Here is a 24,434-nt window from a genome sequence, read left to right on the forward strand (position 1 = left end):
TTAGTTTTATTAATTAATCGGAGTCACATTAGTAAATGTATGTATCATCAATCCATCCGAATTCGTATCGATAGTGATAGTCGCATGCATATAATCCAGACTACCTTTCATTTTCCAAAGATGATCCCACTGACTCCATTGGAATTCATACAAAGCATAGAAAGAAGCAGGTTCTCCACCTACCGGACGTTCGGCACTCACGCCATCACCTCTACCCCAACACATAGTTCCACCATTTACTTGAGCTAAAAAGTAGTAACGTTCTTCTATCCAACTTAACCAATCAGGAGCGCCGGTCTCCGGTTTGGATGGATCAAGGAAGCGAATATCTGCTTCTCCCACAAACTTACCGTTTCCAACATAATTCAATATAGCTATATCACCAAATGTCGCTCCCCAAACACAACGAACAGCAGAACCTATTTTTTCCGTCGTCATTGCCATTGTATTAAAGTTCACAGTCAAGCGGGTTACTTCTTCGGAAGCAGCGACTGCCGTTTCACCATCTCCTTCTCTTAACTTCGAGCTATCATCAATATAATAGCTGAACGTTTCACCTGTAGTAGCTGACTTGAATGATATATTTCCTGCTGACAATTTTGTATAAATCTGGAAAACACCCTCTTCTACACAACGGAACGGAATTCCACCCTGTCCACTGTTTTCCGTAGCCGAACCATATAAATACAATTCCGCCGGAATATTATCAATTCCCTCTCCACGAGTTACTGTGATGGTAGCCACCTTGTCGGTTCTCTTCACTACTCCACCTTTCGAAGCGTTTACTGTCCATTTTATATCTCCGGTTTCCAAAGGATAAATGCCTGCATTTCTAGCAATCGTATTAATAGCTGCATGAGTGATTGACAAACTAGTCGCAGCTCCCAAATCACTTTTTACCGTAGCCAGCGGCTTTGAAAAATCGCCGTCTGCCTTGTCAAACAACACCTCGTACAATACAATTCCGCCATCTGCCGCGCCACCTCCTGACCACGACAACACAACAGGCGTTGGAGATGACACATCCAACTGGACAGAAGCAGGAGAACTCAATTCCGTAGGGACCGCAAAATCTGCGTTCAATTCATAATCTTCCTGGCATGATACCATTGCCAGAAGTACTGAACATATCCATAATATCTTTTTCATAATTATTCCTTTTTGAGTCGTTTAACCAATTACCAATTCGGATTCTGCTCCAAATTACCATTCAAGTCACGTTCAGCCTGTGGTATAGGCCACAAATAATGTCTATTTGCATTAAAGGTTCTGTTTTCAACCCGAACGTATCCGTCATCCGTACCTACCACATCATTTGTCTTTAGTCCGTGACACCATCCATTCAATACATTGTCCGCAATTCTCCAACGGATAATATCTTTATGACGATGTCCTTCCAATGCCAGTTCTGACCGACGTTCGTTCCGCACAATCTCAATCAGTTTATCTTTAGAAGCTCCCTCTGGGAATTCCAGTGCTGAAGCAAGTGTAAATCCGGCCCTATCACGAATTGGTTTAATAGTTGCATCCCAAGCCGTCTTATCCAGTTCACCTAATTCTGCCAATGCTTCCGCATTCATCAATAAAATATCAGCGTAACGAATCAGAATCGGATTCAAACCAGAATAAAGAGTAGCACGATACGTATTATCCCAATATTTCTTAATATAATAACCGGTAGCCGAACAGTCTGAACCTACCCCATAACCATCTTTACCTTCACCTTTCTCACAGTTGATAACAACTTCTGTTCCGTCGGCCAAAGTATAAGAATTTCCAGTGTACATCACCGTTGCCTTCAAACGTGGGTCACGATTGGCATACGGATGACTTTCATCAAACGATGTTCCTGTTTCCTTAATTGTTTTTCCATCCAGCATAATATAACTGTCTACCAACTCCTGCAAAGGAGAAAGCTGGGAATATCCACCCAAAGTGGGCGGCAGGAAAACATACATCATCTGATGTTCACGACTAGTCGGACGATACTGTGCATCCAAAATTACTTCAGAGTTGTACTCATTAGCAATCTCAAACAATCCTGCATAACTTTCAAAGAGTTTAAAGCCTCCCTCTGTCATAATGGTAGAAGTGATATTTTTCACTTGCGTCCAATTACCTTCAAACAAATAGATTTTAGCTTTAATCGCCATTGCCGCCCAACGGGTAATCCGACCTTTATTATCCGCATCATAAGAAGTCGGCAAATAGTTACCGTTAATCACTTCATCCAGATCGGCCAAAACATTTGCTATTACAGTGGCTTTGGCCGTACGTGCAATCGACATACTTTCTTTAATGGAAAGCACTTTGGTAGTATAAGGAACATCGCCGAATTTCGTATACAACTCATAATAATTATAAGCACGAAGCACTTTTGCCTCGCCAATATAACGTTTCTTCAATTCAGGATCCAAATCGGGTACGCGATCAATATTCTCCAATAGTTCATTACACATACGAATCCCCGTATAACGTCCGTCCCAAACCTTTTTCACGTAAGGGTCTGCTGTAGAATATGAACCATTACCGATATTCTGTGTAGCATCGTTCGGTTGCTTGGTATAAGCATTGTCCGTCATTGCTTCACAATAAAGCTGTTCGTCCATATTTCCCAAATAGGTATAGCAAGTATTCAACGCCTTGACAGCTGCTTCAGGGTCCTCTTCCCAATAAGTCAAGTCCGTTTCTCTGTCATACGGTGCCGTATCCAAGTCAACACAAGAGGCACCGCCCACTACCAAAACAGCAGATAAAATCAAATTCTTTATAGTTGTTTTCATCACGGTACAGTTTAAAATTTAACATTAAGTCCAAATGAATATACTCTTGCCACAGGATAAGAACGACCACTACCGTCTCCGGTATATTCCGGGTCCCATCCGCCTTTCATCTTCGTGAAAGTCAACGGATTCTGCACACTGGCAAAGATTCTTAAATTCTTGACATAGAGTTTTTTCATCCATTGTTGCGGGAAAGTATATCCAATCTGCGCATTTTTCAAACGCAAGTATTTAGCATCCTGAATCCAGAAATCTGATTTCGCTGCATTATTAGCAGATTCCGCACCCATTGTCAGACGGGGATAAGTAGCATCCGGATTATTCGGAGTCCAGCGATCTTGATGGAAATCCATTACAGGACCTTCATTGTTATTATGGAAAGCCTCTACAGATTCACCACGCATCCACTTGTTACGTTTTCCTACTCCTTGCCACATCATCGAGAAATCAAAACCTTTATATTCCAAACCATAGGTGAAGCCGAAAGTATATCTTGGGAAGTCATTACCAACAATAAAACGGTCATCGTCCGGTTTAATCACACCATCGCCGTTCTTATCCAAATAACGAATATCTCCCGGTTTCGGTGTAATACCTTCCAAGTGCGGTCCTTTCTGACATTCTTCCTCATTCTGGAAAAATCCATCCGAACGATATGCATAGTAAGAGTACAACGGATAACCTTCCTTGATAATTGTCTGTACATCCGAGCCACCGATAATTTCCGTACCGCGTGTATCTATTACTTCATTAAAGCTATCTGAAATATTTCCGGCGAAGTTATGCACTACCGGACCAGTCTTCAAACGATAACTTACTGATAATTCCCATCCTCTCGTCTCGACCTTACCAGCGTTTTGAATCGGGGCACCATTACCAAACAATCCGGGAACCGGTAAATTCACCAAAATATCTTTTGTACGATTATTGAAGCAATCAAAAGTAATATTCAAATCATTATTCAACAATCCCAATTCGAAGCCGATATTAGCCATACGGGTAGTTTCCCATTTGAGATCAGGATTTGTAGAAGCAAATGTAGCCGTCTGCGCCAATTTATCTCCGAAGCTGATGCCGTTAGTCACAGACACCGTCTGCATGTATTGATAGGCACCAATACGGTTATTACCTACCAATCCCCAGGAACCTCTAATTTTTAGAGAAGGAACATACGGTTTCAATACAGACCAGAATTTTTCCTCCGAAATACGCCATCCTGCAGAGAAAGAAGGGAAGACTCCCGAACGGTTTCCTTTAGCAAAATAAGAAGAGTAGTCATTACGGATATTAAATTCCAGTAAATATTTCTCATCATAATTATAAGTGGCTCTTGCAAAACCGGAATAGATAGCCCAGTCACTTCCCGAACCTGTATTACTTACCTTATCACCACTCAAATCACCTACAAAAATGTCGTATTTAGAATCTTCCGTCAAACGACTGGTAGAGAATTGTTTTTCAGAGAAACCTTCATAAGCATACCCCAGTAATCCACCGATAGAGTGCTTTCCTATCTTCGTATTATAAGTCACCATCAGATTGGTAGTGATATTCTTGGAACGGTAGAATTGCTCGGTCAACTTGTTTTCAGTATCTCCCGTACCTTCAAAAGCTTTCCGGTTTTCATGCAATTTATTATTCCACACGCGTCCACCAGCACTTCCAATCAGTTTCAGTCCTTTATATACTTCCCATTCGGCTTGTATGGTTCCCAATAATTCATCATTCACATTCTGGCGATAACCGCCTTCTTCCAAACGTTGTAAACCGTTTGAGTTACTTCCGGCTGGATAATTATAACTACCATCCTCATTCTTGATCGGATAAATCGGTGGCATGCGGTTTGCCTGCTCGATAATCCATTCCGTCCAGTAAGCATGTTCTTTAATGTCATTACGGGCAAATTGAGAAGTCAAATTCAATGTAAAGTTATTCGTCACCTTATGGCTTACATTCAGACGTGCATTGTAGCGCTTATAACCATAATCAGGTCCCTTGAACATACTACTCTGATCCAGATAACCCAGAGAAGCCATGTAAGACAACTGGTCGTTACCGCCTGTCATCGAAACATTGTGTGAACTTTGAGGAGAATTACGATTATAAAGTTCTTTCACCCAATTTACATTCGGACCACCATTTCTATATTGCGCAATCTGCTCGGGAGTGAATTTTGCAGCTCTTCCCGAATTAACAGCCGCTTCATTATACAGTTCAGCGTATACCCACGAGTCTGCTATCTTAGGCAATGAAGTAGGTTGCTGAACACCATACATAAAATCATAAGAGATTTCTACCTTACCGGCTTTTCCTTTCTTGGTAGTGACAAGTACCACACCATTGGAAGCACGTGAACCATAAATAGCAGTAGAAGAAGCATCTTTCAAAATAGAAATCTGCTCAATATCAGCCGGATTCAGATTGGCGAGCGATCCTTCAATTCCGTCAATAATCACCAACGGATCATTGTTGTTCATTGTATTCAAACCACGGATATTAATAGAAGGTACACTACCCGGAGTAGAACTTCCCTGCTGAATTACCAAACCGGGAGTCGTTCCCTGCATCGCTTCCAATACATTGGAAATCGGCTTTCCTTCCAATTCATCCGTAGAAACAGAAGACACAGCTCCTGTCAGGTTGACTTTCTTCTGCACACCGTAGCCTACCACTACCACATCTTTCAAAGCAACCACATCCGACTTCAACACCACATTAATAAACTGGCGGCCGTTCACCGGAACTTCCTGTGTTTCATATCCTATTGAGGAAACTACCAATACCGCTTTCGAAGCAACATTCAGTGAAAAATTTCCATCCATATCCGTAGCCGTACCCGTAGATACACCTTTCACCAGCACGGTAGCCCCAATCACGGGTTCCCCGTCTGCCATTACCTTACCTTTCACTGCGATTGTATTAGATTGCGCATACAGTTTGGAACCAACAGCCACATTCATACAAACAATCAACATAACAGCCAATAATTGCCAACTCGAAAATGCCGTTCTGAAAAGCCGGCGGGCAAATTGCGCGTTCAATAGATTAGATTGTTTCATAACATTTTATATTTGAATTAATAGAAGAGTTATCATATATTATAAGATATTAAGTTGGGACAAAGCAAAGGAATAAGCCCCTAAAGCAACAGCCCTGCTTGCTCCTAATGTAGAAACAGCAATGCCTATTTTCTTGTGACAGGCATAATGTACCTCTCTCTCCGAAAATGGTATTTTCACCATCTTGTCTTTTTCTTCCAGAAATTTATCAAATGCCTCTTTTTCGGACAGATTGAACACCTCCATCTGCAAACAAGGGAAAGAAGCTCCTGCAAACGTGCCAATCTGCCGATTCATCTCATTCATAATTCCCGGAAGTATGTATTTAGCCGCTCCAGCCACTCCTCCGCCAATCACTACCAAGCCATCAACAATATCCAATGCACGGATGATAGCATCACCGGCCATCTCTCCCAGTTCGTTAAAACTCCGGACAGCAGCCTGCTGATCTCCCTCTGCAGTCCCTTCGGCAATATCATATATATCTTTGGGAGTCAAAGAAGAAGCATCCTTTCCGGTCAATTCCTGATATACTCGCCTGACAGCCCTGATGCTGACACTTTCTTCCGCGATCATTTCGGGATATTTCTTATTCCGCATAATCCAGACGTCGCCGCCGCAACCGTTGTCTCCGGTCAGTAACCGGCTGTCAATCACCACTCCGGCACCAAACCCTGTACCCAGCGTAATTCCGAGCAGGTTCTTATATACCTTACTGCTGCCTGCTTCTTTCAGGCGTTTATTCACTTCGGGCAAAGTGCCTGCCAAGGCTTCGCCATAAGCAAACAAATTACCGTCATTATTAATAAAAACCGGAATACCAAACTGTTCCCTCAAATAAGGTCCAAGTGCCGCTCCTCCCCTGAAGGCCGGGAAGTTGGGCAAGTCACCAATAATTCCATGCTCATAGTCAGCAGGCCCGGGGAAAGCAAAACTGATAGCTACCGGAAGTCTCGGCAATCGTTTCTCAACTTCCAGGAAACCTTCTACAAGAACAGACAAGCAACGCTCCAAGTCGTCGGACGCTGCCGGAAGGCAAATAGGTTCCACTATTTCGCGACAGCCTTGTATGGCTGAAAACACGAAATTAGTGCCTCCCGCATCGAGCGTCATTACGATTCGTTCATCATGTTCATACATAGTTCTCAAGATATTAGATGATTTATTTCATTATTAAAAGCGTACGTAAGCTTTGATCGTTACACATTCTTTTCCTGCAGATTTACCATACGGGGCAATGGTATATTCTTTCACCCCGGCAGGAATGATAAATGTTTCGGCATAATGCACCACGAAAGGTTCAAAAGCATGAGTAGGACTCTCAACGACGGCCTCTTCTCCCTCCAGCAGATTCAGCACATTTACACTGTCGTTTGTGTGATGCAGCACCGGTGACGAGAAACGGTGACGGCGGGTTTCGATAAATTCATTCGGATGCAATCCGGTACGTTCCTCAATCCACCCATCTCCGGAAGCCACTTCTTTAAACTGGTTGCGAAGATGTTCATTTACATATTCCGTATCCCGGTTCCAGTTGATTACGCATTTACCACGTTCCACATTGATTGGGCGTGGTTTTCCATCCAGTCCCAGACGTTGCCAGTCCCATAGTTTGAAAGTAAAGAGGTTCGGAGTCGAACTGATTTCAAGTACCATACTATTCGCACCGGAACAATGAATCGTTCCTCCCGGAATCAGGAAGTGATCGTGTTTCTTTGTCGGAATCTTGTTGACATACTTTTCTGCGTCGAACACCAATTCGCCTTTTTGTGCCTTACGCAAATCGTCGATCATCGCTTCTTTATCAACGCCCGTTTTCACTCCCAGATAAACTACGGCATCTTCTTCCGCATCTACCATGTAGTAACTTTCATCCTGTGTATAGTACATACCGAAACTATCACGGATAAATTGAGTGGTAGGATGCACCTGCAAACTCAAATTACCTCCACCTATCGTATCCAAAAAGTCGAAACGGATGGGGAAGTCTTTTCCAAAGCGTGCTTCCACCGGTTCACCAAGCAACTCTTTACTTTTCAGCAAAACCAAATCGACCGAAGGAAGTTCGAAGCGCACTCCGTTCACCTCAAAATAGAGGCTGTTTTCTTCGGGCACACAGTCAAAGCACCAGCCAAAATTTTCGCGTTCACGATCCAAGTCGCAAACTTCTTTCATCCATTGACCACCCCAGGGAGCCGGATCGAAGAAAGGAACTACCCGGAACGGTGTGTTCACCGTTGCCTCTACCCCTTTAAAGAAAGTATCCTTATCAATCATCTTCGGTGTCCCGGCCACATGGGTGTCAATCCAGAATTCTACCCTGTCAAACAATCTTTCCTTATACCTATCACATACTCTCCAATCGTTGAAATACCCTCTCTTGTATTGCAAAGAAACAGCATCGTTCCGATTGTCTATACCTAAAGCTTTTACCTCATGCCGGCGGAAACGTTGTTGGATTTCCCAACGTGCCATATCCGCATAAACTACCATCGCATCCTGTGGAGCAACAACAGCAGCACCCGTACCTATGATTACAATGGTTTCTTTCGCTTCACTGATTTGCTTCCGTGCAGCAGCCACCTTATCCGCATCCAAATAATCTTCCAGCTTCAAATTGGTAACATAGCCGAATAACACATCTTCAGTCATGAAGCGTTCTGTCAACGTTTGAATTTCTTTTTCCGGTTTCATCAAATCACGTACATTCATCACTCTTCCGGAGAATTCTTTTGAAAAAGCATCCAGCACTTCTTCTTCATATACTCCTGTATATAAATCCACAGCCAGCACTTTTCTTGCATCCATTTTCTTTTTTAACATAGAAATGATACTATCCCAACCCTGAACAAGCATCCCCGTCAGCTTCGTAGAAGGAAATTTATCATAATTAGCTTTTCTCATGTTTATAGCGTTTTTAAATTTTATATGTTCATACATACTTTCAATTGTGCAAATATATAGATTTTATTTTTATTCCAAACAAAACTTGGATTATTTTTTGATAAATCTTATATTTGCTGAAAATAAACCAATCAGAATAGATATGAAATTAGATCATAATAGTGATAAACCGCTTCATATTCAGGCAGAAGAGATACTAAGAAGACTCATAGAATCTGAAGAATACAAAAACGGGAAGCTATTTCCCAACGAGGTCGAATTGTCTGAACAATTACATATTTCAAGGAACACATTAAGACAAGCTATCAACAAACTCGTGTTTGAGGGGCTTTTGGTGCGAAAGAAAGGTTACGGAACGAAGGTAGTAAAGAAAGGTATCGTAGGCGGAGTAAAGAACTGGCTTAGTTTCTCACAGGAGATGAAGATGTTAGGTATCGAGATTCGCAATTTCGAGCTGCATATCAGTTTAAAGCGTCCAACCGAAGAAATCGGCACATTCTTTGATTTAGGTTCCAATCCCGACACTCGCTGTGTAGTGATGGAGCGTGTCAGAGGAAAAAAAGAATATCCGTTTGTTTACTTCATCTCTTATTTCAACCCCAATATTCCACTAACCGGAGAGGAAGATTATACACGCCCATTATACGAAATGCTGGAAACCCAATATAATATAGTGGTAAAGACCAGCAAGGAGGAGATTTCAGCCAGACTTGCAGGGGAATTTATTGCAGAGAAACTGGAGATAAAATCCAATGACCCTATATTAATAAGGAGAAGATTTGTTTATGATGTGAACGGAGTACCTATTGAATACAACGTCGGATATTATCGGGCAGACAGCTTTACTTATACAATAGAGGCAGAGAGATAGACCATATGTTCATACATATATAATATAAGGAGGCTATTTTAGAAGTTGAAATCTCTATCTTTCCTTTAAAATAACCTCTTTATATCATCTCTCTTTCCATAATCATGTCCTACCCGTCATTTATTATCGAACTACCATTAGAGCATCCGGCAAGAATCCGATCCAGACTTTCATCCACAACACCTATCATCTGAAGTTTGGATAATAAATGATAGTAGGAAGTTTTTCCTACTCCTTCTATTCTCAACAGACTTTTCCAACCTCTTCCCGATACTATATCCAACAAATCTTTCACCGTTCGAACATCTTGATTATACAAGATATTAGCCAACCGGGTATCAGCTACTTTACGAACAGGCAATTGAAGTATCCACTCCTCCTGCCCAACATTTATATTCTTATTATTGTCTACCAAGGATAAAAAACGAGCATCGATAGCACGCTTTCGATAAGTAGCCAATATATCTTTTTCAGTTTCAACCCTTTAAGTATAGAGTTATACATTTGCAATGTCTTCCCATAGGTAATTCGATGCCGATCAGCCACTTTCGCTACTGATTCTCCTGTAGAAATTGAATAGAAGATATCGCGGGTAACAGGGTGAAGAATCAATGCTGACAGTTCACGAATGATTATTTCATATAGCGGTTTACAAGTCGTCTGTGTTCTCAATACATATAGTAGATCATCGTATTTGGAAATGATAAAGTCCCGTTCCAGTTTCTTTTCTTCTACGATTTTAGAAAGGTAACCTGCTTCTAAACCAAGTCTTTTGTGAGCTTCCAGATAAGCATCCAAACTCTCATCATCCAAAAACAACTGATCGTCGATTCGGGAACTCGTAATGTATCCAAGATTTGCCCAATTCTTTAAAATAGCTTCTTGGATGTCGTGTCTTTCGGACATCTGTTTTGTTGTGAGCCAATTTGACATAAAAAAACGGAACTAGATTAATAATATCAACTAGTTCCGTACCTTTTATTATAAAAGAGTACGGAGCTGCCACAATCCCGCAAACAGGAGGTAGTAGCGGCTACCTTTCAGACACGGGCAGACAGCCCGTACCCTATGAGAAGTCATAGAAGTACAGGCGTCTCCCGGTGTCTGAAAAAAAATCCGCTACGATTTCCTGTTCACCGAGGAAACGCACAATCGCATACCACAAAGGCATGCTACGTTCCAATGACAAAGGTACAAATACTTTTCGGAAAATAACAAGAGAGAGTTATAAATGTTTAGGAAAGAAAATGAATGATGATTGTATAATTAAAGCGTATGTATATAAAAAGGCAGGCTTCAATAAGTTATCTTATTCATATAAGAAACCACTCTACAATTAAAGCACCTCTCTCTTACATAAACTAGCTACTTTTGTAACACACATCAATTCGTTCCACAAATATGGAACGAAACAATAACAGATGTGGAACTAAAGGGAAACAACTGTGGAACTAAAAGTCAACAGTTGTAGAACGAATTAACAGTAACTATAAAACCACTAAACATTAGTATATGAGTGCAATATATGACCTATTTGAGACTCCTAGTCCAAACAAAGAAGAGAAACAACCGCTACATGCCCGTATTGTCTCCAAAGGAACCGTAGATAAAGAAGAGTTTCTGGATCGTGTCCACAAATTTACCGGTATCAGCAGAAGTTTATTGGCAGGAGCCATGGAAGCCTTTGCCAATGAAGCACGGGATTTACTAGCCGACGGCTGGAATGTAGAAATGGGAAACTTCGGATTCTTCTCTACATCGTTACAATGTCCGCCGGTTAAAGATAAAAAAGAAATTCGGGCAGCGTCTGTCCAAATGAAAAATATTAATTTCCGCGCAAGTCGTCCATTCAAGAAAGAAGTAGGCGACAAAATGAGGCTGCAACGAGGAGAATCTATCACACGCCCTAAGAAAAATAGTATCTCCCGTGAGACGTGTCGCGAGCGCCTCAACACATATTTGGAAAATCACCTATTCATCAGCCGGACAGATTATAGCCATCTGACAGGACGAAATAAAAAAGTAGCTATTGAAGAATTAAATTCCTTTATTACCGACAGAATAATCCAAAAGGAAGGGGTTGGAAAGTTGACTGTATATATAAAGGTATAAACTCTTGGAACACAGAATTAAGAGCCACAACAAGATTATTGCTGTTGTAACTCAAGTATGATTTCATCAGTGATGTAGGCATCACTCAACGTTATAAGCGGATATTGTTTATTAAGAAGCAATGCATATACCTTACTATTATAGAACAAGTGCAATGCTTTTTCGGGAGAAATATTCAAACGCTCCGCTAATTGCATCACCACACGAGTGTATTTATTCCATACTAATACATCTATCATAAACGCAGTTTATTTTATTGTTACATATTCTTTGAAAGAGAGACACTCGTCAATGAGACGTTGATTGAGAATCCTTTACCAAAGTCGAGGTTTTCGCGTCCGACACCGACCAAAGGATACTCTACGGCCTGCGTACTACCATGATAGACCTTCATACAGATTCTCCTTTTTCTTTATAATGGGCTTCCCAGTTTTCAAGAGCTTCTACCAACGTATCGGCTATGTACTCACGACTCTGGGTGTGAAGCATGTCATATCCACTTATCAGGTATTGACGGATAAGATTCAGTTTTTCCAAACGGTTATAGAGAGTAGGAGCCGGAATACCCAACTTCTGGGCGGCACTCTCAATGGCAAAAATCACAAACTCCATGACTTTGCCATCAACAACGGGGGCTGATTGGCTTGAATGTAGCATAGCTATACCTCTATTATCTTAATGTAATATGTACAAATATAGTGTTTATTCTTACAACGTTCATCGTTTTTCGGCATATTTTATGATTATCAAGAACATTTGAGTATCGTGAAACTGATTGAAATATTCCCTATTTGGAAATGGCTATTAAAGCAGAATATATAAGGATCTATAAATCAGAATCATACAAACAAAATAAATAAAAGTGAATCAAAGTACGTACATCTAGGATCGTTAAAGCACCTCCCCGGAAAGTGCCCATAGTATCTTTGCATTGTGATCACAAAGAGAATTGATAAGTAAAGTAACTAATTAAAAAAAACAAAAAACTATGGCACTTAGATACGTCATTAAAAAAAGAACATTCGGCTTTGATAAAACTAAAGCTGAAAAGTATGTAGCACAAAATGTAATCACCAATACGGTGGATTTCAGAGATTTGTGCGAGGAAATCACTAAAGTAGGAATGGTTCCCAGTGGAGCGGTAAAATTTGTACTCGATGCTTTGATCGATACATTGAATCTCAACCTTAGAAAAGGCATCTCTGTTCAATTAGGAGATTTCGGATGCTTCCGTCCAGGTATGAATTGCGAAAGTCAGGATGCTGAAAAAGATGTAGATAGCGATACGATACGCAGAGTGAAAATCATTTTCACTCCGGGCTACAAATTCAAAGAGATGCTAAGTAAAGTCAGTGTTCAAAAAGCGGTGGCTTCCGATGATGGTTCCATCAGCCCGGAGCAACCGGATCCCAACCCGAATCCAAACCCGGATGACGGCAAAGGAGAAGCACCGGACCCGGCAGCATAAGACTAATCATCAGCCTTTAAAAGCAGGAAAACAGTACCCGCCTACGGGCGGATACTGTTTCCCAAAGTATTCCTGTAAAAGACTTGACAACGCCTTTTTTATTTTGTATCTTTACAACATCTTAAAACATTAAAATATCAACATGAAAGAATTGCCATCAGAAGAGGAAGAAATTCCGTTTCGCATTAAAACTTATAAGAAAAAGGAATTGGCTTGTATGTACAATCCGAACATTACACCCCGTTGCGCCATACGCATATTCACCAAATGGATTAAAATAAATAAAGAACTGCTCCGGTTATTGACTGCCACAGGTTATCATCCGCGTACACGAACTTTTACTCCCCGACAGGTACAAATCATCACCAGTATTCTGGACATTCCATAAGGATGTCCAGAATACTGGTTTTATCATTGCAGTTGTCCCGCCGCTTTCAAATAAGCCACATAATTCACATACAATTGGAAATGGGCATCCACTTTCGTCTGATAAGCCTGCTGCCAAAGCACTTGTGCTTCCAGATAATCCGAAAGAGTTTCCAGTCCCACTTCATATTGCTTACCACTGACTTTCATATTCTCCTCTGCCTGTTCCAGCGAACGTTCGGAAAGCTCCGTTTCCAACCGGGCCTCATCCAGATTATTGGCAGCTTGCATCAACTCCAGCAACATCTTTTCATTGACATTTTCCTGTTCAAGACGAGCTTGTTCCAACTTCACTTTGGCAGACTTTACTTTATTGGTACGTTCGCCAAAATGAAACAGAGGGACAGAGACATTCAGGAATACGGAAAAAGCACCCTTTTTCATCAAAGTTTCATCATTGACTTCCAATCCGTGAAGATAATCATAACTACCTCTGACGCCGATACGCGGCAATAGTTCACTACGATTCAGCTTTACTTCCTGCTCGGCAATGGCTATTTGTTTGTTCAAGATTCCATATTCGGGACGGGCGGTAATATCAGAAACCTGCACTTTCCATTCCTGCTCCACTTCCGGAAAATCATCAGATATATCAATCTGTGCTGTCAAAGGGCGTCCGATGTAATGACAGAGATTCATACCCGCAAGACGGAGGGCGTTATCAGCCTTTCGCAAAGAAAGTTCACTCTCGTTGAGCTTCACCTGCACTTTCAGTACATCATTTTGCGGTTTCATGCCATGTCGGTGAGCACTCTTCACATTTTTGAAAAGTTCCGTTAGTAAGTTATGATATTTTTCCGCCACTTTTCTCATTTCCTTGGCTTTCACTAACTGCACGTATGCTTTATCTGTATTCAGAATAACTTCCGAAGTAGTTAAGGCTTCGTTCAAGTGTGCCATTTCTTTTCCCAGTAGTGACATTTTATAGGCGGCACGGATTTTTCCTCCCATATAAAGAGGTTGCTCCACTTGTATACCGCCCGAGTAAACAGTTCCGACCTTATAATCCAGATTCAATCCGGGAAAATAAGCGAAACCGCTCGATACCAGTTCTCCGGTAGCAGGATTGGGCAGGAAAACCGGAAGGTTTCCTCCCGGAACTCCGAGACTTCCATCCGCTGTGCTATAAATACCCGTTCCGTTGGCTGTAAAATTAGGGAAGAAATTGGCTTTATAACTAAGAGACATCAATCGGGCTGCTTCCGTCTGCTTATTAGCGGCAGCCATATCCTTATTATATTTCAGTGCCATTTCACGGCATTGTGCCAGACTTAGTTTTTCTTGCGCGGCAAGCGAAACCGACAGGCCGAACAATACACCCGCTACACTAATGGCTACAAGAATTTCTTTTTTCATTTGTCTGTCTTTTTTATATGAAAGAATAATGCATACAAAATCGGGATAAAAAGCAACGTTATCAACGTGCCGAACAGCAACCCACCCATAATAGAAGCCGCCAACGAACCGAACATGGCATCCGGCAACAATGGAATCATTCCCAAAATCGTAGTCAGCGAAGCCATCATCACAGGACGGAGACGACTTTGCGAACTGTCTATCAATGCCGTCACAGGTTCTACTCCCTGATTAATCTGCAAAGTGATCTCATCCATCAATACAATACCGTTCTTAATAATCATACCGATCAACCCCAATGTACCGACGATAGCCACAAAGTTGAATGTCTTCCCGGTAAGCAGCATTACAGCAACAACACCGACAAATACCAGCGGAATAGTACAGAAGATGATAACCGGTTTCCGGTAATCTTTGAACAGCATGATTAGAATGGATATCATCAGAATGATAGCAAACGGGAAATTCTTGAACAGATATTGCATAGACTTTGTGCTGGCGTTCCTCTCGCCTTGCCATTGAAGCCGATATCCGTCAGGCAGCGGAATCTGTTCAATCTGCGTGGCAATGGATTGCCGCGCCTTCTCCGTTTCTACCCCCGGAACAGGAGAACATTGCACCCGTTGGCTACGCTGCCCGTTATAACGGGGAACCACCGGATCTTCCCACTTCACATCAATCCGCTTACTGATTTGTTTTAACGGAGTTGTTCCCATCAACGTTTCCACCAGTTCTTCTTTTGATAGTGTTCCTGTCTTCAGTTTCATCATCATTTCCTGTGTCAGCAAACCGTTCAGAGAAGGAAGAGACGAGAATATCTGCGTATTGTCCAGGTTCTCAATCGGATTTCCGTGTTCGTCCAGGCAACGCAAGTAGATATTATCTTTGTGAATACCTTCATAGAAAGACCCGATAGGGATGCCGCTGGTAGCTGTCAATAAAGAAAGGCTTACATCGTTCCGGCTCAATCCGATAGCACGTGCCGTAGGCTGGTCATACTCAATAGTCAGCACCGGGATCTGTGGTTCCCAGTCCGTAGTAATCAGGTAAACATCCGGACAATTCTCCATAATCTTGCGGGCACTATCCGCCAACTGATGCAAAACAGCAGGGTCAGGACCGGTAAACTGCGCTTCAATAGGGTATTTTTTGAACATCAGGTTGTAGCGGTTCATCTTTACGTAAGCATCCGGATAATGTTGCGAAAGATATTGTTGAATTTCCGCCATGTTATCCACCAAATCATCCGGAGAGGTGAAGTCAATAATCAGTTCACCGTAAGATAAGGAGGGATTGGCTACGTTACGCACCAAGTTATAACGGGCAGGAGTACCACCAATAGAAGCAGTGACGTGTGTGACTTCCGGACGCTTTTTCAAGTAAGCTTCGATTTCCTCCAAGTCACGCGCCACGCGAGTGGAGTTAGTTCCTTCCGGCAATTTATATTCCATATAAAGCTGGTCGTAGACCATATCCGGGAAAAAGCCCTGCTTCATGAAACGGTAACTGAAAGCTGAAAGTAATACCAAAGCGATCATTGTAAACACAAAGCTCCAACGATGCGCCAGACTGAATGTCAACAATGAACGAAGCACGGCATAAATCTTTCCTTCATACACACGCTTTCCGGCAGCAGTTGTCGCAGAGATTTCCGGACGCAAAATCCGGTCGGCCATCAACGGAACGTGCACTAAGGCCAGCACCCAGCTAAGCAACAGGGAAACAGCGAGTACGATAAACAAATCGCGCGTATAGACGCCTGCCGTATCAGGCGACATAAAGATAGGAAGAAAAGCAATGATGGCAATCAGAGTAGCTCCCAGCAAAGGCATTGCTGTCTGCCGTCCGATAGCAGTCATTGCTTCCATCCGGCTCTTCCCGGCTTTCAAATCTACCAAAATACCGTCAATGATAACAATTGCGTTATCCACCAGCATCCCCATCGCAAGCACGAACGAGGCCAATGAAACACGCTGCATCGTACCATCCATAAAATAAAGGAACAGGAAGGAACCGAATACCGTCACTACCAGGCTGATACCGATAATCACCCCGCTCTTGAATCCCATAGCAATCATCAGGATAACGACTACGATAATCACAGATTCTATCAGATTAAGAATGAACGTCCCTAACGAAGTGCCTACGCGTTCCGGCTGATAGAAAACCTTATGACACTCTACTCCTGCCGGAAGGCGTTCAGCCTTTAGTTGCTCCAGTTTCTTTTCCACTCGATGCCCCACTTTAATAATGTCGGCATCCGGAGAAGCAGCCACCATGATTCCTATCGCACGCTGGCGGTCATAAAACAATTCGTTGCGGGTAGGGTCTTCATAATCTTTCTCAATACGGGCAATGTCACTCAACCGCAACTGATCGGCATCATGTCCCTGAATCAGCATACGACCGATGTCCTCCACCGTCTTAAACTTATCACTGACTGTCACCCGGATACGATTATCGCCATTATCATAATAACCAGTATAAGTAGTTTGGTTCTGTCCGTTCAATGTAGCTAGCACTTCGGCGGGTTTCACACCCAAGTTGGCCATCCGGTCTTGCAGGAGAGAGATGTTAATACATTCGGGACGTTTACCGTATAAGTCAACGCGCTCCACCCCATCCAATTCACTGACTTCACGTTTCACCAGTTCTGAATAATCAGACAGTTCCCTGTCGGAAAGTCCGTCACCCGTCAAAGCGAAAAACATTCCGTAAACATTTCCAAAATCATCTTTTACAATAGAAGGACTGGCACCTTCGGGAAGTTCTGCCTGTGCGTTCGCCACCTTACGACGCAACAAATCCCAGCATTGCTCTACGTCCGTCTCTTTGACAGTCGTTTTCAGTTCTACCTGAATCAAAGAGAGATCATTGTAGGAATAACTTTCCACATTATCTATATTCCCCATGGAGCGGATATTTTTCTCCAGCACATCCGTCACTTCCAACTCTACCTGATGTGCAGACGCACCGGGATAGGTAGTGACTACCATAGCGAGCTTTACCGTTATTTCGGGATCCTCCAGTTTACTCATTTCATAACTGGAATAAGCTCCTCCTACAATCAGTACGGCAATCAGGAAGTAGATCAACTTCTTGTTCTCAAATGCCCATTTACTAATATCAATCATAGCAGTCCTCCCACATTGGTTTCAGTAGCCGGAAGAAGCGGCTCCACCTGTTCTCCCTCTTTTACATGATGTACCCCCGAAGCGACAACCAAGTCACCGGGATTCACTTCTCCTGAAGTAATCAGACATCTGCCGTCACTAAGCAGACGGGTTACTGTCACATCACAACGGCGAATAGCGTGACTGGAAGCATCATAAAGAAAGATACTCGTACGCCCGTTCTCACGAAGAATCGCTCCACCGGGAACCGACAGGTTACGCACATCTCCTTCACTACATTCGATAGTTACCATTGTATTCATGCCGGGCGATGGAACTACCTGTTTATCCTCTTTTTTCAGTTGAAGCCGCATGGTGTACAACTGATTGGCATTTGCCTTAGGGGTGACACTAATCAGTTCCAAAGCATATCTTTGATGAGGATAAATATCGAATGTACAATAGTAGCGGGTAAACTGCTGTCGACGAATATATTCCACTGCCGGAAGATTAATCTCCACCTCCGGGCTTCCCTCACTGATGATGGAAACGACGGGCATACCGGCAGCTACCGTCTCATGGGAATCAAAAAGACGTTTCTGCACATATCCGCTAAAAGGAGCATACAAACGGGTGTATGCCAACTGGTCTTTAGCATGGTTATATTTGGCGGTAATCTGTCTCAATCCGTACACGGCCTTATCGTTAGCATCCGGTGTTGTCACATTTTCCTTATAAAGTGCCATCACCCGTTCCGCCTCCGCTTTCACACTTTGATATTCTGCTTCTGCCGCATCCAGCTGAATCTGATAGTCTGTCGGATCTAATTCTGCCAGTAATTGCCCTTTACGCACATAGGCACCGTCATTTACATGCATATACTGAATAGTACCACTCACCCGGAAAGACAGACTTATGTCCTGTGCCGCTTTCACCCGTCCCGGAAACTGCAAAGCTATTTGTCTGTCGGCAGAAAGTACGGTATCAATCTTCACTGCCGGCTTACTGTCTGTGTTTTGTACACGTTGCCCACACGAAGTCAACAGAACTGCTAAAAATCCTGTTAATAAGAAGTCTAATCGTCTCATATTTTCACTTATTAGTTAGTTGCCACAAAAGTATCCCAAGCAAACATGAGGAGAAAGGTTGATTTAGACGAAACATTGTTCTATTTGTACGTTACCTAAGATAAAAAGCCGAAATAGTTTGCTATTTGTATTTATTTGTTTATTACTTTGTAAAGAAATTCATTTCAACGAAAAGGAATATGGAACCACTGATGCCATTCAAGTATGTTATAATATCTCCGGAAGATACTTCCATGAAAGAAGGATGCATTATTTCCGAATTCAACCAATGCGGACTTTTCCTCTGCCAGAAAGGACAGGCGGAAATCCTGCTGGGAGGTAGACCATATCAGATTAACAAAAGGAATCTTTTCATATATACTGCAGCCAACCTTCTACAGATACGCCAAAGAAGCGCAGACCTGGAAGGAATCATGATAGAGGTCGATCTGGATTATATCATACCGATAGTAAACAAAGTAGCCAACTCGGAAAACTTGCTTTATTTGCGGGAAAATCCCTGTCTGTCGCTTTCCGAAGAGCAATATACATTTGTAGAGAACTTGCTCAAATCTGTAGAAAAACGAATTAACAGGGAGAATATCTGTAACAGTTCCCGACAGAAACAACATTTAATTTCTGAATTAATCAAATCCTGGGGACAAGTGATATGCTATGAGTTATTAAACATCTATTTCAACAACGAACCGCAAACACCACTACCACAGGACAAAAAGGATAAGATTTTCCAAAATTTCATGATTACCCTCTATCGATATTATCATCAGGAACGGGATGTTACTTTCTATGCAAACAAGCAATGTCTGTCCGCCCGATATTTTTCTTCTGTCATCAAGGAGAAATCAGGGAGTAGTGCTTTGCAGTGGATTATACAGAATGTCATTACAGAAGCCAAATATCTGCTCGATAATACCGATTTAAGTATTAAGGAAATAGCGACCAAGCTCAACTTCCCCACACAATCATTCTTCGGGAAATATTTCAAGCAGTATGTCGGCATATCTCCTAAAGAATATCGGAACAAACTTATCAAACAGTAACTTTCTTAAACTGCCGGAACTGCCACCACAACATACCTCCGGATATAAGACTAGCCGCCAAATCTGCCACAGGCATACTGGCCCAAACACCCATTTGTCCATAATAATGAGGTAGAATCAATAAACAGGGCACTAAGAATAACATCTGTCGGGTCAGCGACAAGAAAATGGCTTTACTTGCCATTCCGATACTCTGGAAGAAGTTGGAAGCTACCATCTGAAAACCTACAATCGGATAGAAGAACACCACTACACGAAATCCCTTAGACGCAATACTGATTAATTCTGCGTCCGAAGTAAAAATGGAAGATACGATTTCCGGAATGAACATACCTATCAGGAAACCTATCGTTGTCACTACAGTTGCACAATAAATGGTTACTTTCAGTACTTCCGTCACACGAGGATAGAGCTTCGCACCAAAATTATATCCCGCAATGGGCTGCATCCCCTGGTTCAGTCCCAATACAATCATAATAAAGACAAAAACAATACGATTAACAATACCGAATGCACCGATCGCCAAATCACCTCCATGCTCTTTTAATCCCTGATTAATCAGAATCACAATAAAGCAAGACGCCATATTCATCAGGAAGGGAGACATACCGATAGCCAATGAATCCAACACGATCTTCCGTTTCAAACGGAAAATACCTTTTTTCAATCGTATCAGTTCGTCTTTGCGACAGAACAGATGAAGCTGCCAGACCAAGGCGATCAACTGCGCACAAACCGTAGCTGTGGCCGCCCCGCGAATTCCCCAGTCGAATACAAAAATAAACAAAGGTGCAAGTAATACATTGATTAACACGGTCGTGATGGTTGCCACCATCGCTTTCTGCGGATGTCCCGAGGCACGAAGCACTGCATTCAGCCCCAAATATAAATGAGTTACCACATTTCCCAGCAGAATAACCTGCATAAATTCGCGGGCATATTTGACAGTCTCATCACTTCCGCCGAAAAAATAAAGTATCGGATCAAGAAAAGGCAGAACGACCAGCGTAAAAGAGATACCTATAATAAGGTTTAATACAAACACATTTCCCAAAACCCGCTGTGCGGTATCATAATCTTTCTGGCCCAACTTCACAGAAATCAATGTAGCCGCACCTACCCCTACCAAAGAGCCAAAAGCCGCGGCAAGATTCATTAGCGGAAAGGTTAATGCTAATCCGGAGATAGCCATCGCCCCTACTCCATGACCGATGAAAATACTATCTACCATATTATAAAGAGAAGACGCCGTCATGGCGATAATTGCCGGAATGGCATACTGCATTAAAAGCTTTCCAATCTTTTCCGTACCCAACGCAGTGGGTGTCTTTTGTCCTGTCATACCTATTAGTTTGAGGGTGCAAAGATACAAAAAAGAGACGGATTACAGGATATATGAGAAAAGTTTCGTATTTTTGCCCACAAAATTGAGTTAATACGTAACGAAATGAATATATTAGAACTAAGTGAACAGGAAATTATTCGACGTAACAGTCTGAATGAGCTTCGTGCAATGGGTATTGATCCATACCCTGCAGCAGAGTATGTAACCAATGCTTTCTCTACAGATATTAAAGCTGAATTTAAAGACGACGAAGAGCCACGCCAGGTTTCCGTAGCCGGCCGTATCATGAGCCGCCGCGTGATGGGTAAAGCATCTTTCATCGAATTGCAGGACTCTAAAGGTCGCATCCAGGTGTACATCACCCGCGATGATATCTGTCCGGGAGAAGACAAGGAACTGTACAACGCTGTATTTAAACGCCTGCTCGACTTAGGTGACTTTATAGGTATCGAAGGTTTCGTGTTCCGCACACAAATGGGTGAAATTAGTATCCATGCAAAGAAACTGACTGTACTTGCAAAGTCTATCAAACCGTTGCCAATCGTTAAATACAAAGACGGAGTAGCTTATGACTCTTTTGAAGATCCCGAACTCCGTTATCGCCAACGCTATGTGGACCTGGTAGTAAACGACGGTATCAAAGAAACATTCCTGAAACGCGCCACTGTAGTGAAAACATTGCGCAACGTTTTGGATGAGGCTGGTTACACGGAAGTGGAAACTCCTATCCTGCAATCTATTGCTGGTGGAGCCAGTGCACGCCCGTTCATCACTCACCATAACTCACTGGATATAGACCTTTACCTGCGTATCGCAACAGAGCTTTATCTGAAACGACTGATCGTAGGTGGTTTTGAAGGTGTATATGAAATAGGTAAGAACTTCCGTAACGAGGGCATGGATAAAACTCACAATCCGGAATTTACCTGTATGGAACTTTATGTTCAGTACAAGGATTACAACTGGATGATGAATTTCACCGAAAAACTGCTGGAACGTATCTGTATCGCTGTAAACGGCTGTACGGAAAGCGTTGTTGACGGAAAAACGATCAGTTTCAAAGCTCCTTACCGCCGCCTGCCTATCCTGGACGCTATCAAAGAAAAGACAGGATACGACTTGAACGGCAAGAGCGAAGAAGAAATCCGCCAAGTTTGCAAGGAACTGAAAATGGAAGAAATCGACGAGACAATGGGTAAAGGCAAGCTGATTGATGAAATCTTCGGAGAATTCTGCGAAGGTACGTATATCCAGCCGACTTTCATCACCGATTATCCGGTTGAAATGTCTCCGCTGACCAAGATGCATCGTTCTAAACCGGGACTGACCGAACGTTTCGAATTAATGGTGAACGGTAAAGAGCTGGCTAATGCTTACTCGGAATTGAATGACCCGCTGGATCAGGAAGAACGTTTCAAAGAGCAGATGCGTTTGGCCGACAAGGGAGACGATGAAGCGATGATTATCGATCAGGACTTCTTGCGCGCTTTACAATATGGTATGCCTCCTACATCGGGTATCGGTATCGGTATCGACCGCCTGGTAATGTTAATGACCGGACAGACCACTATTCAGGAAGTATTATTCTTCCCGCAAATGCGTCCGGAAAAAGTAGTGAAAAAAGACGCTGCCGCTAAATATATGGAATTGGGAATCGCAGAAGACTGGGTTCCGGTGATCCAAAAAGCCGGTTACAACACTGTAGCTGACATGAAAGATGTCAATCCGCAGAAGTTGCACCAGGACATCTGTGGCATTAACAAGAAATATAAATTAGAACTGACCAATCCGTCGGTAAACGACGTAACTGAGTGGATACAGAAAATTTAATAAGTTCTTCATCCAAATCCATACAAATGAAATTACCCGGCAAGATAGCGATAATGGGCGGAGGAAGTTGGGCTACAGCCATCGCAAAGATGTGTCTGGCCCAGGAAGACTCTATCAATTGGTATATGCGGCGAGACGACCGCATTGCCGATTTTAAACGATTAGGGCACAATCCGGCTTATCTGACAGGAGTGAAATTCGATACAAGACGCATCACGTTCAGTTCCAACATCAACGATGTGGTGAAAGAATCGGATACACTGATTTTCGTCACTCCCTCTCCTTATCTGAAGGCGCATCTGAAAAAACTGAAAACCAAGATAAAAGATAAGTTTATCATCACCGCTATCAAAGGAATCGTACCCGATGACAACGTTATTGTATCGGAATACTTCACAAAAGAATATGGTGTACCACCAGAAAATATAGCAGTCCTTGCAGGTCCCTGCCACGCAGAAGAAGTAGCCTTGGAACGCCTCTCCTACCTGACTATCGCCTGCCCTGACAAAGACAAAGCACGTATCTTCGCACGTCGTCTGGGAAGCAGCTTCATCAAAACATCTGTCAGTGATGACGTAGCGGGTATCGAATACAGTTCGGTACTTAAAAACGTATATGCCATCGCTGCCGGTATCTGTAGCGGTCTGAAATATGGCGACAACTTCCAGGCTGTTTTGATCTCCAACGCCATTCAGGAGATGAACCGTTTCTTGAATACGGTGCATCCGTTGAACAGAAACGTGGATGAATCTGTTTATCTAGGGGATTTATTGGTGACCGGTTACTCCAACTTCAGCCGCAACCGAACTTTCGGAACGATGATAGGTAAAGGGTATTCCGTTAAGAGTGCGCAAATTGAAATGGAAATGATTGCGGAAGGTTACTATGGTACGAAATGTATCAAAGAAATCAATAAACATCATCATGTCAATATGCCGATACTGGACGCAGTGTACAACATTCTGTACGAACGTATCTCACCAATGATCGAGATTAAACTGTTGACTGACTCTTTTAGATAAAAAAATATTAAGTATTA

At 42.5% G+C, this 24,434-nt stretch carries 19 protein-coding genes and 1 pseudogene; 7 read left to right on the forward strand and 13 right to left on the reverse strand.

The genetic code is table 11. The features are described 5' to 3' along the window. Positions 1–9: 9 nt before the first annotated feature. The 5 genes from Bovatus_RS10560 to Bovatus_RS10580 are packed head-to-tail and all read right to left on the reverse strand — an operon-like array spanning position 10 to position 8,746. Positions 10–1,149 carry a SusE domain-containing protein gene (locus Bovatus_RS10560; RefSeq protein WP_004299399.1) on the reverse strand — a complete coding sequence of 380 codons (1,140 nt, stop codon included), beginning with the start codon at positions 1,147–1,149 and terminating at the stop codon, positions 10–12. Between the two features lie 29 nt (positions 1,150–1,178). Further along, entirely contained in the window at positions 1,179–2,783 is a 1,605-nt protein-coding gene (locus tag Bovatus_RS10565; RefSeq protein ID WP_004299398.1) for a RagB/SusD family nutrient uptake outer membrane protein, read from the reverse strand. An 11-nt stretch (positions 2,784–2,794) separates the two neighbouring features. Next, positions 2,795–5,842 carry a SusC/RagA family TonB-linked outer membrane protein gene (locus Bovatus_RS10570; protein WP_004299397.1) on the reverse strand — a complete coding sequence of 1,016 codons (3,048 nt, stop codon included), beginning with the start codon at positions 5,840–5,842 and terminating at the stop codon, positions 2,795–2,797. Between the two features lie 39 nt (positions 5,843–5,881). Then, complete coding sequence (locus tag Bovatus_RS10575; protein ID WP_004299396.1) at positions 5,882–6,982, reverse strand: ROK family protein; 1,101 nt, start codon at positions 6,980–6,982, stop codon at positions 5,882–5,884. A gap of 33 nt (positions 6,983–7,015) precedes the next feature. Then, the gene (locus Bovatus_RS10580) at positions 7,016–8,746 is read right to left on the reverse strand and encodes a class I mannose-6-phosphate isomerase (RefSeq protein ID WP_004321895.1); all 1,731 of its coding nucleotides are present in this window, start codon (positions 8,744–8,746) and stop codon (positions 7,016–7,018) included. 142 nt (positions 8,747–8,888) lie between these two features. Between Bovatus_RS10580 and Bovatus_RS10585 the strand changes: the two genes are divergently transcribed. Continuing rightward, on the forward strand, positions 8,889–9,617 hold the full coding sequence (locus tag Bovatus_RS10585) for a GntR family transcriptional regulator (RefSeq protein WP_004321898.1): 729 nt from the start codon (positions 8,889–8,891) through the stop codon (positions 9,615–9,617). Positions 9,618–9,733: 116 nt separating this feature from the next. Here Bovatus_RS10585 and Bovatus_RS25820 read toward each other — a convergent pair. Then, positions 9,734–10,523, reverse strand: a pseudogene (locus Bovatus_RS25820) (hypothetical protein). Between the two features lie 606 nt (positions 10,524–11,129). On the opposite strand from Bovatus_RS25820, the gene Bovatus_RS10600 reads away from it, so the two are divergent. After that, positions 11,130–11,729, forward strand: coding sequence for an HU family DNA-binding protein (locus Bovatus_RS10600; RefSeq protein WP_004299390.1), 600 nt, complete (start codon positions 11,130–11,132; stop codon positions 11,727–11,729). Between the two features lie 35 nt (positions 11,730–11,764). On the opposite strand, the gene Bovatus_RS10605 is transcribed toward Bovatus_RS10600, so the two are convergent. From Bovatus_RS10605 to Bovatus_RS10610, 3 genes are read right to left on the reverse strand one after another with little or no spacing between them, the layout of a single operon-like run. Then, complete coding sequence (locus Bovatus_RS10605) at positions 11,765–11,968, reverse strand: DUF3791 domain-containing protein (RefSeq protein WP_004299389.1); 204 nt, start codon at positions 11,966–11,968, stop codon at positions 11,765–11,767. Positions 11,969–11,988: 20 nt separating this feature from the next. Next, positions 11,989–12,123 (reverse strand): DUF3990 domain-containing protein, encoded by a 135-nt coding sequence (locus tag Bovatus_RS24725; protein ID WP_004299388.1) that lies wholly within the window; start codon positions 12,121–12,123, stop codon positions 11,989–11,991. Further along, the gene (locus Bovatus_RS10610; protein ID WP_004299387.1) at positions 12,120–12,386 is read right to left on the reverse strand and encodes a DUF3791 domain-containing protein; all 267 of its coding nucleotides are present in this window, start codon (positions 12,384–12,386) and stop codon (positions 12,120–12,122) included. The genes Bovatus_RS24725 and Bovatus_RS10610 overlap by 4 nt, the downstream gene beginning before the upstream one ends. A 331-nt stretch (positions 12,387–12,717) precedes the next feature. Here Bovatus_RS10610 and Bovatus_RS10615 point away from each other — a divergent pair, with 331 nt between their 5' ends. Next, positions 12,718–13,197: an HU family DNA-binding protein gene (locus Bovatus_RS10615; protein WP_004299386.1), complete on the forward strand. Its 480-nt coding sequence runs from the start codon at positions 12,718–12,720 to the stop codon at positions 13,195–13,197. A gap of 142 nt (positions 13,198–13,339) precedes the next feature. After that, positions 13,340–13,585 carry a DUF4248 domain-containing protein gene (locus Bovatus_RS10620; protein ID WP_004299385.1) on the forward strand — a complete coding sequence of 82 codons (246 nt, stop codon included), beginning with the start codon at positions 13,340–13,342 and terminating at the stop codon, positions 13,583–13,585. Between the two features lie 23 nt (positions 13,586–13,608). Here Bovatus_RS10620 and Bovatus_RS10625 read toward each other — a convergent pair whose 3' ends face one another. The 3 genes from Bovatus_RS10625 to Bovatus_RS10635 are packed head-to-tail and all read right to left on the reverse strand — an operon-like array spanning position 13,609 to position 19,180. Further along, on the reverse strand, positions 13,609–14,979 hold the full coding sequence (locus Bovatus_RS10625) for a TolC family protein (RefSeq protein WP_004299384.1): 1,371 nt from the start codon (positions 14,977–14,979) through the stop codon (positions 13,609–13,611). After that, positions 14,976–18,113 carry an efflux RND transporter permease subunit gene (locus Bovatus_RS10630; RefSeq protein ID WP_004299383.1) on the reverse strand — a complete coding sequence of 1,046 codons (3,138 nt, stop codon included), beginning with the start codon at positions 18,111–18,113 and terminating at the stop codon, positions 14,976–14,978. The genes Bovatus_RS10625 and Bovatus_RS10630 overlap by 4 nt, the downstream gene beginning before the upstream one ends. Beyond that, on the reverse strand, positions 18,110–19,180 hold the full coding sequence (locus Bovatus_RS10635) for an efflux RND transporter periplasmic adaptor subunit (RefSeq protein WP_004299382.1): 1,071 nt from the start codon (positions 19,178–19,180) through the stop codon (positions 18,110–18,112). The genes Bovatus_RS10630 and Bovatus_RS10635 overlap by 4 nt, the downstream gene beginning before the upstream one ends. A gap of 179 nt (positions 19,181–19,359) precedes the next feature. On the opposite strand from Bovatus_RS10635, the gene Bovatus_RS10640 reads away from it, so the two are divergent. Next, complete coding sequence (locus tag Bovatus_RS10640; RefSeq protein ID WP_004299381.1) at positions 19,360–20,220, forward strand: AraC family transcriptional regulator; 861 nt, start codon at positions 19,360–19,362, stop codon at positions 20,218–20,220. On the opposite strand, the gene Bovatus_RS10645 is transcribed toward Bovatus_RS10640, so the two are convergent. Then, positions 20,210–21,562: an MATE family efflux transporter gene (locus tag Bovatus_RS10645; protein WP_004299380.1), complete on the reverse strand. Its 1,353-nt coding sequence runs from the start codon at positions 21,560–21,562 to the stop codon at positions 20,210–20,212. The two genes, Bovatus_RS10640 and Bovatus_RS10645, sit on opposite strands and share 11 nt — an antisense overlap. A gap of 105 nt (positions 21,563–21,667) precedes the next feature. On the opposite strand from Bovatus_RS10645, the gene lysS reads away from it, so the two are divergent. Together lysS and Bovatus_RS10655 are read left to right on the forward strand one after the other, a co-directional pair. After that, entirely contained in the window at positions 21,668–23,395 is a 1,728-nt protein-coding gene (gene lysS / locus Bovatus_RS10650; protein ID WP_004299379.1) for a lysine--tRNA ligase, read from the forward strand. A 26-nt stretch (positions 23,396–23,421) separates the two neighbouring features. Beyond that, the gene (locus tag Bovatus_RS10655; RefSeq protein WP_004299378.1) at positions 23,422–24,417 is read left to right on the forward strand and encodes an NAD(P)H-dependent glycerol-3-phosphate dehydrogenase; all 996 of its coding nucleotides are present in this window, start codon (positions 23,422–23,424) and stop codon (positions 24,415–24,417) included. The last annotated feature ends 17 nt before the right edge of the window (positions 24,418–24,434 follow it).

Origin of the sequence: Bacteroides ovatus (genome assembly GCF_001314995.1) — a bacterium.
GTDB lineage: Bacteria > Bacteroidota > Bacteroidia > Bacteroidales > Bacteroidaceae > Bacteroides > Bacteroides ovatus.

Coding starts and splice junctions, on each gene's coding strand:
- Bovatus_RS10625 (WP_004299384.1), bottom strand. CDS start 14,979: ATGAAAAAAGAAATTCTTGTAGCCATTAGTGTAGCGGGTGTATTGTTC.
- Bovatus_RS10605 (WP_004299389.1), bottom strand. CDS start 11,968: ATGATAGATGTATTAGTATGGAATAAATACACTCGTGTGGTGATGCAA.
- Bovatus_RS24725 (WP_004299388.1), bottom strand. CDS start 12,123: ATGAAGGTCTATCATGGTAGTACGCAGGCCGTAGAGTATCCTTTGGTC.
- Bovatus_RS10600 (WP_004299390.1), top strand. CDS start 11,130: ATGAGTGCAATATATGACCTATTTGAGACTCCTAGTCCAAACAAAGAA.
- Bovatus_RS10585 (WP_004321898.1), top strand. CDS start 8,889: ATGAAATTAGATCATAATAGTGATAAACCGCTTCATATTCAGGCAGAA.
- Bovatus_RS10610 (WP_004299387.1), bottom strand. CDS start 12,386: ATGCTACATTCAAGCCAATCAGCCCCCGTTGTTGATGGCAAAGTCATG.
- Bovatus_RS10640 (WP_004299381.1), top strand. CDS start 19,360: ATGGAACCACTGATGCCATTCAAGTATGTTATAATATCTCCGGAAGAT.
- Bovatus_RS10620 (WP_004299385.1), top strand. CDS start 13,340: ATGAAAGAATTGCCATCAGAAGAGGAAGAAATTCCGTTTCGCATTAAA.
- lysS (WP_004299379.1), top strand. CDS start 21,668: ATGAATATATTAGAACTAAGTGAACAGGAAATTATTCGACGTAACAGT.
- Bovatus_RS10560 (WP_004299399.1), bottom strand. CDS start 1,149: ATGAAAAAGATATTATGGATATGTTCAGTACTTCTGGCAATGGTATCA.
- Bovatus_RS10575 (WP_004299396.1), bottom strand. CDS start 6,982: ATGTATGAACATGATGAACGAATCGTAATGACGCTCGATGCGGGAGGC.
- Bovatus_RS10655 (WP_004299378.1), top strand. CDS start 23,422: ATGAAATTACCCGGCAAGATAGCGATAATGGGCGGAGGAAGTTGGGCT.
- Bovatus_RS10580 (WP_004321895.1), bottom strand. CDS start 8,746: ATGAGAAAAGCTAATTATGATAAATTTCCTTCTACGAAGCTGACGGGG.
- Bovatus_RS10645 (WP_004299380.1), bottom strand. CDS start 21,562: ATGACAGGACAAAAGACACCCACTGCGTTGGGTACGGAAAAGATTGGA.
- Bovatus_RS10570 (WP_004299397.1), bottom strand. CDS start 5,842: ATGAAACAATCTAATCTATTGAACGCGCAATTTGCCCGCCGGCTTTTC.
- Bovatus_RS10615 (WP_004299386.1), top strand. CDS start 12,718: ATGGCACTTAGATACGTCATTAAAAAAAGAACATTCGGCTTTGATAAA.
- Bovatus_RS10630 (WP_004299383.1), bottom strand. CDS start 18,113: ATGATTGATATTAGTAAATGGGCATTTGAGAACAAGAAGTTGATCTAC.
- Bovatus_RS10635 (WP_004299382.1), bottom strand. CDS start 19,180: ATGAGACGATTAGACTTCTTATTAACAGGATTTTTAGCAGTTCTGTTG.
- Bovatus_RS10565 (WP_004299398.1), bottom strand. CDS start 2,783: ATGAAAACAACTATAAAGAATTTGATTTTATCTGCTGTTTTGGTAGTG.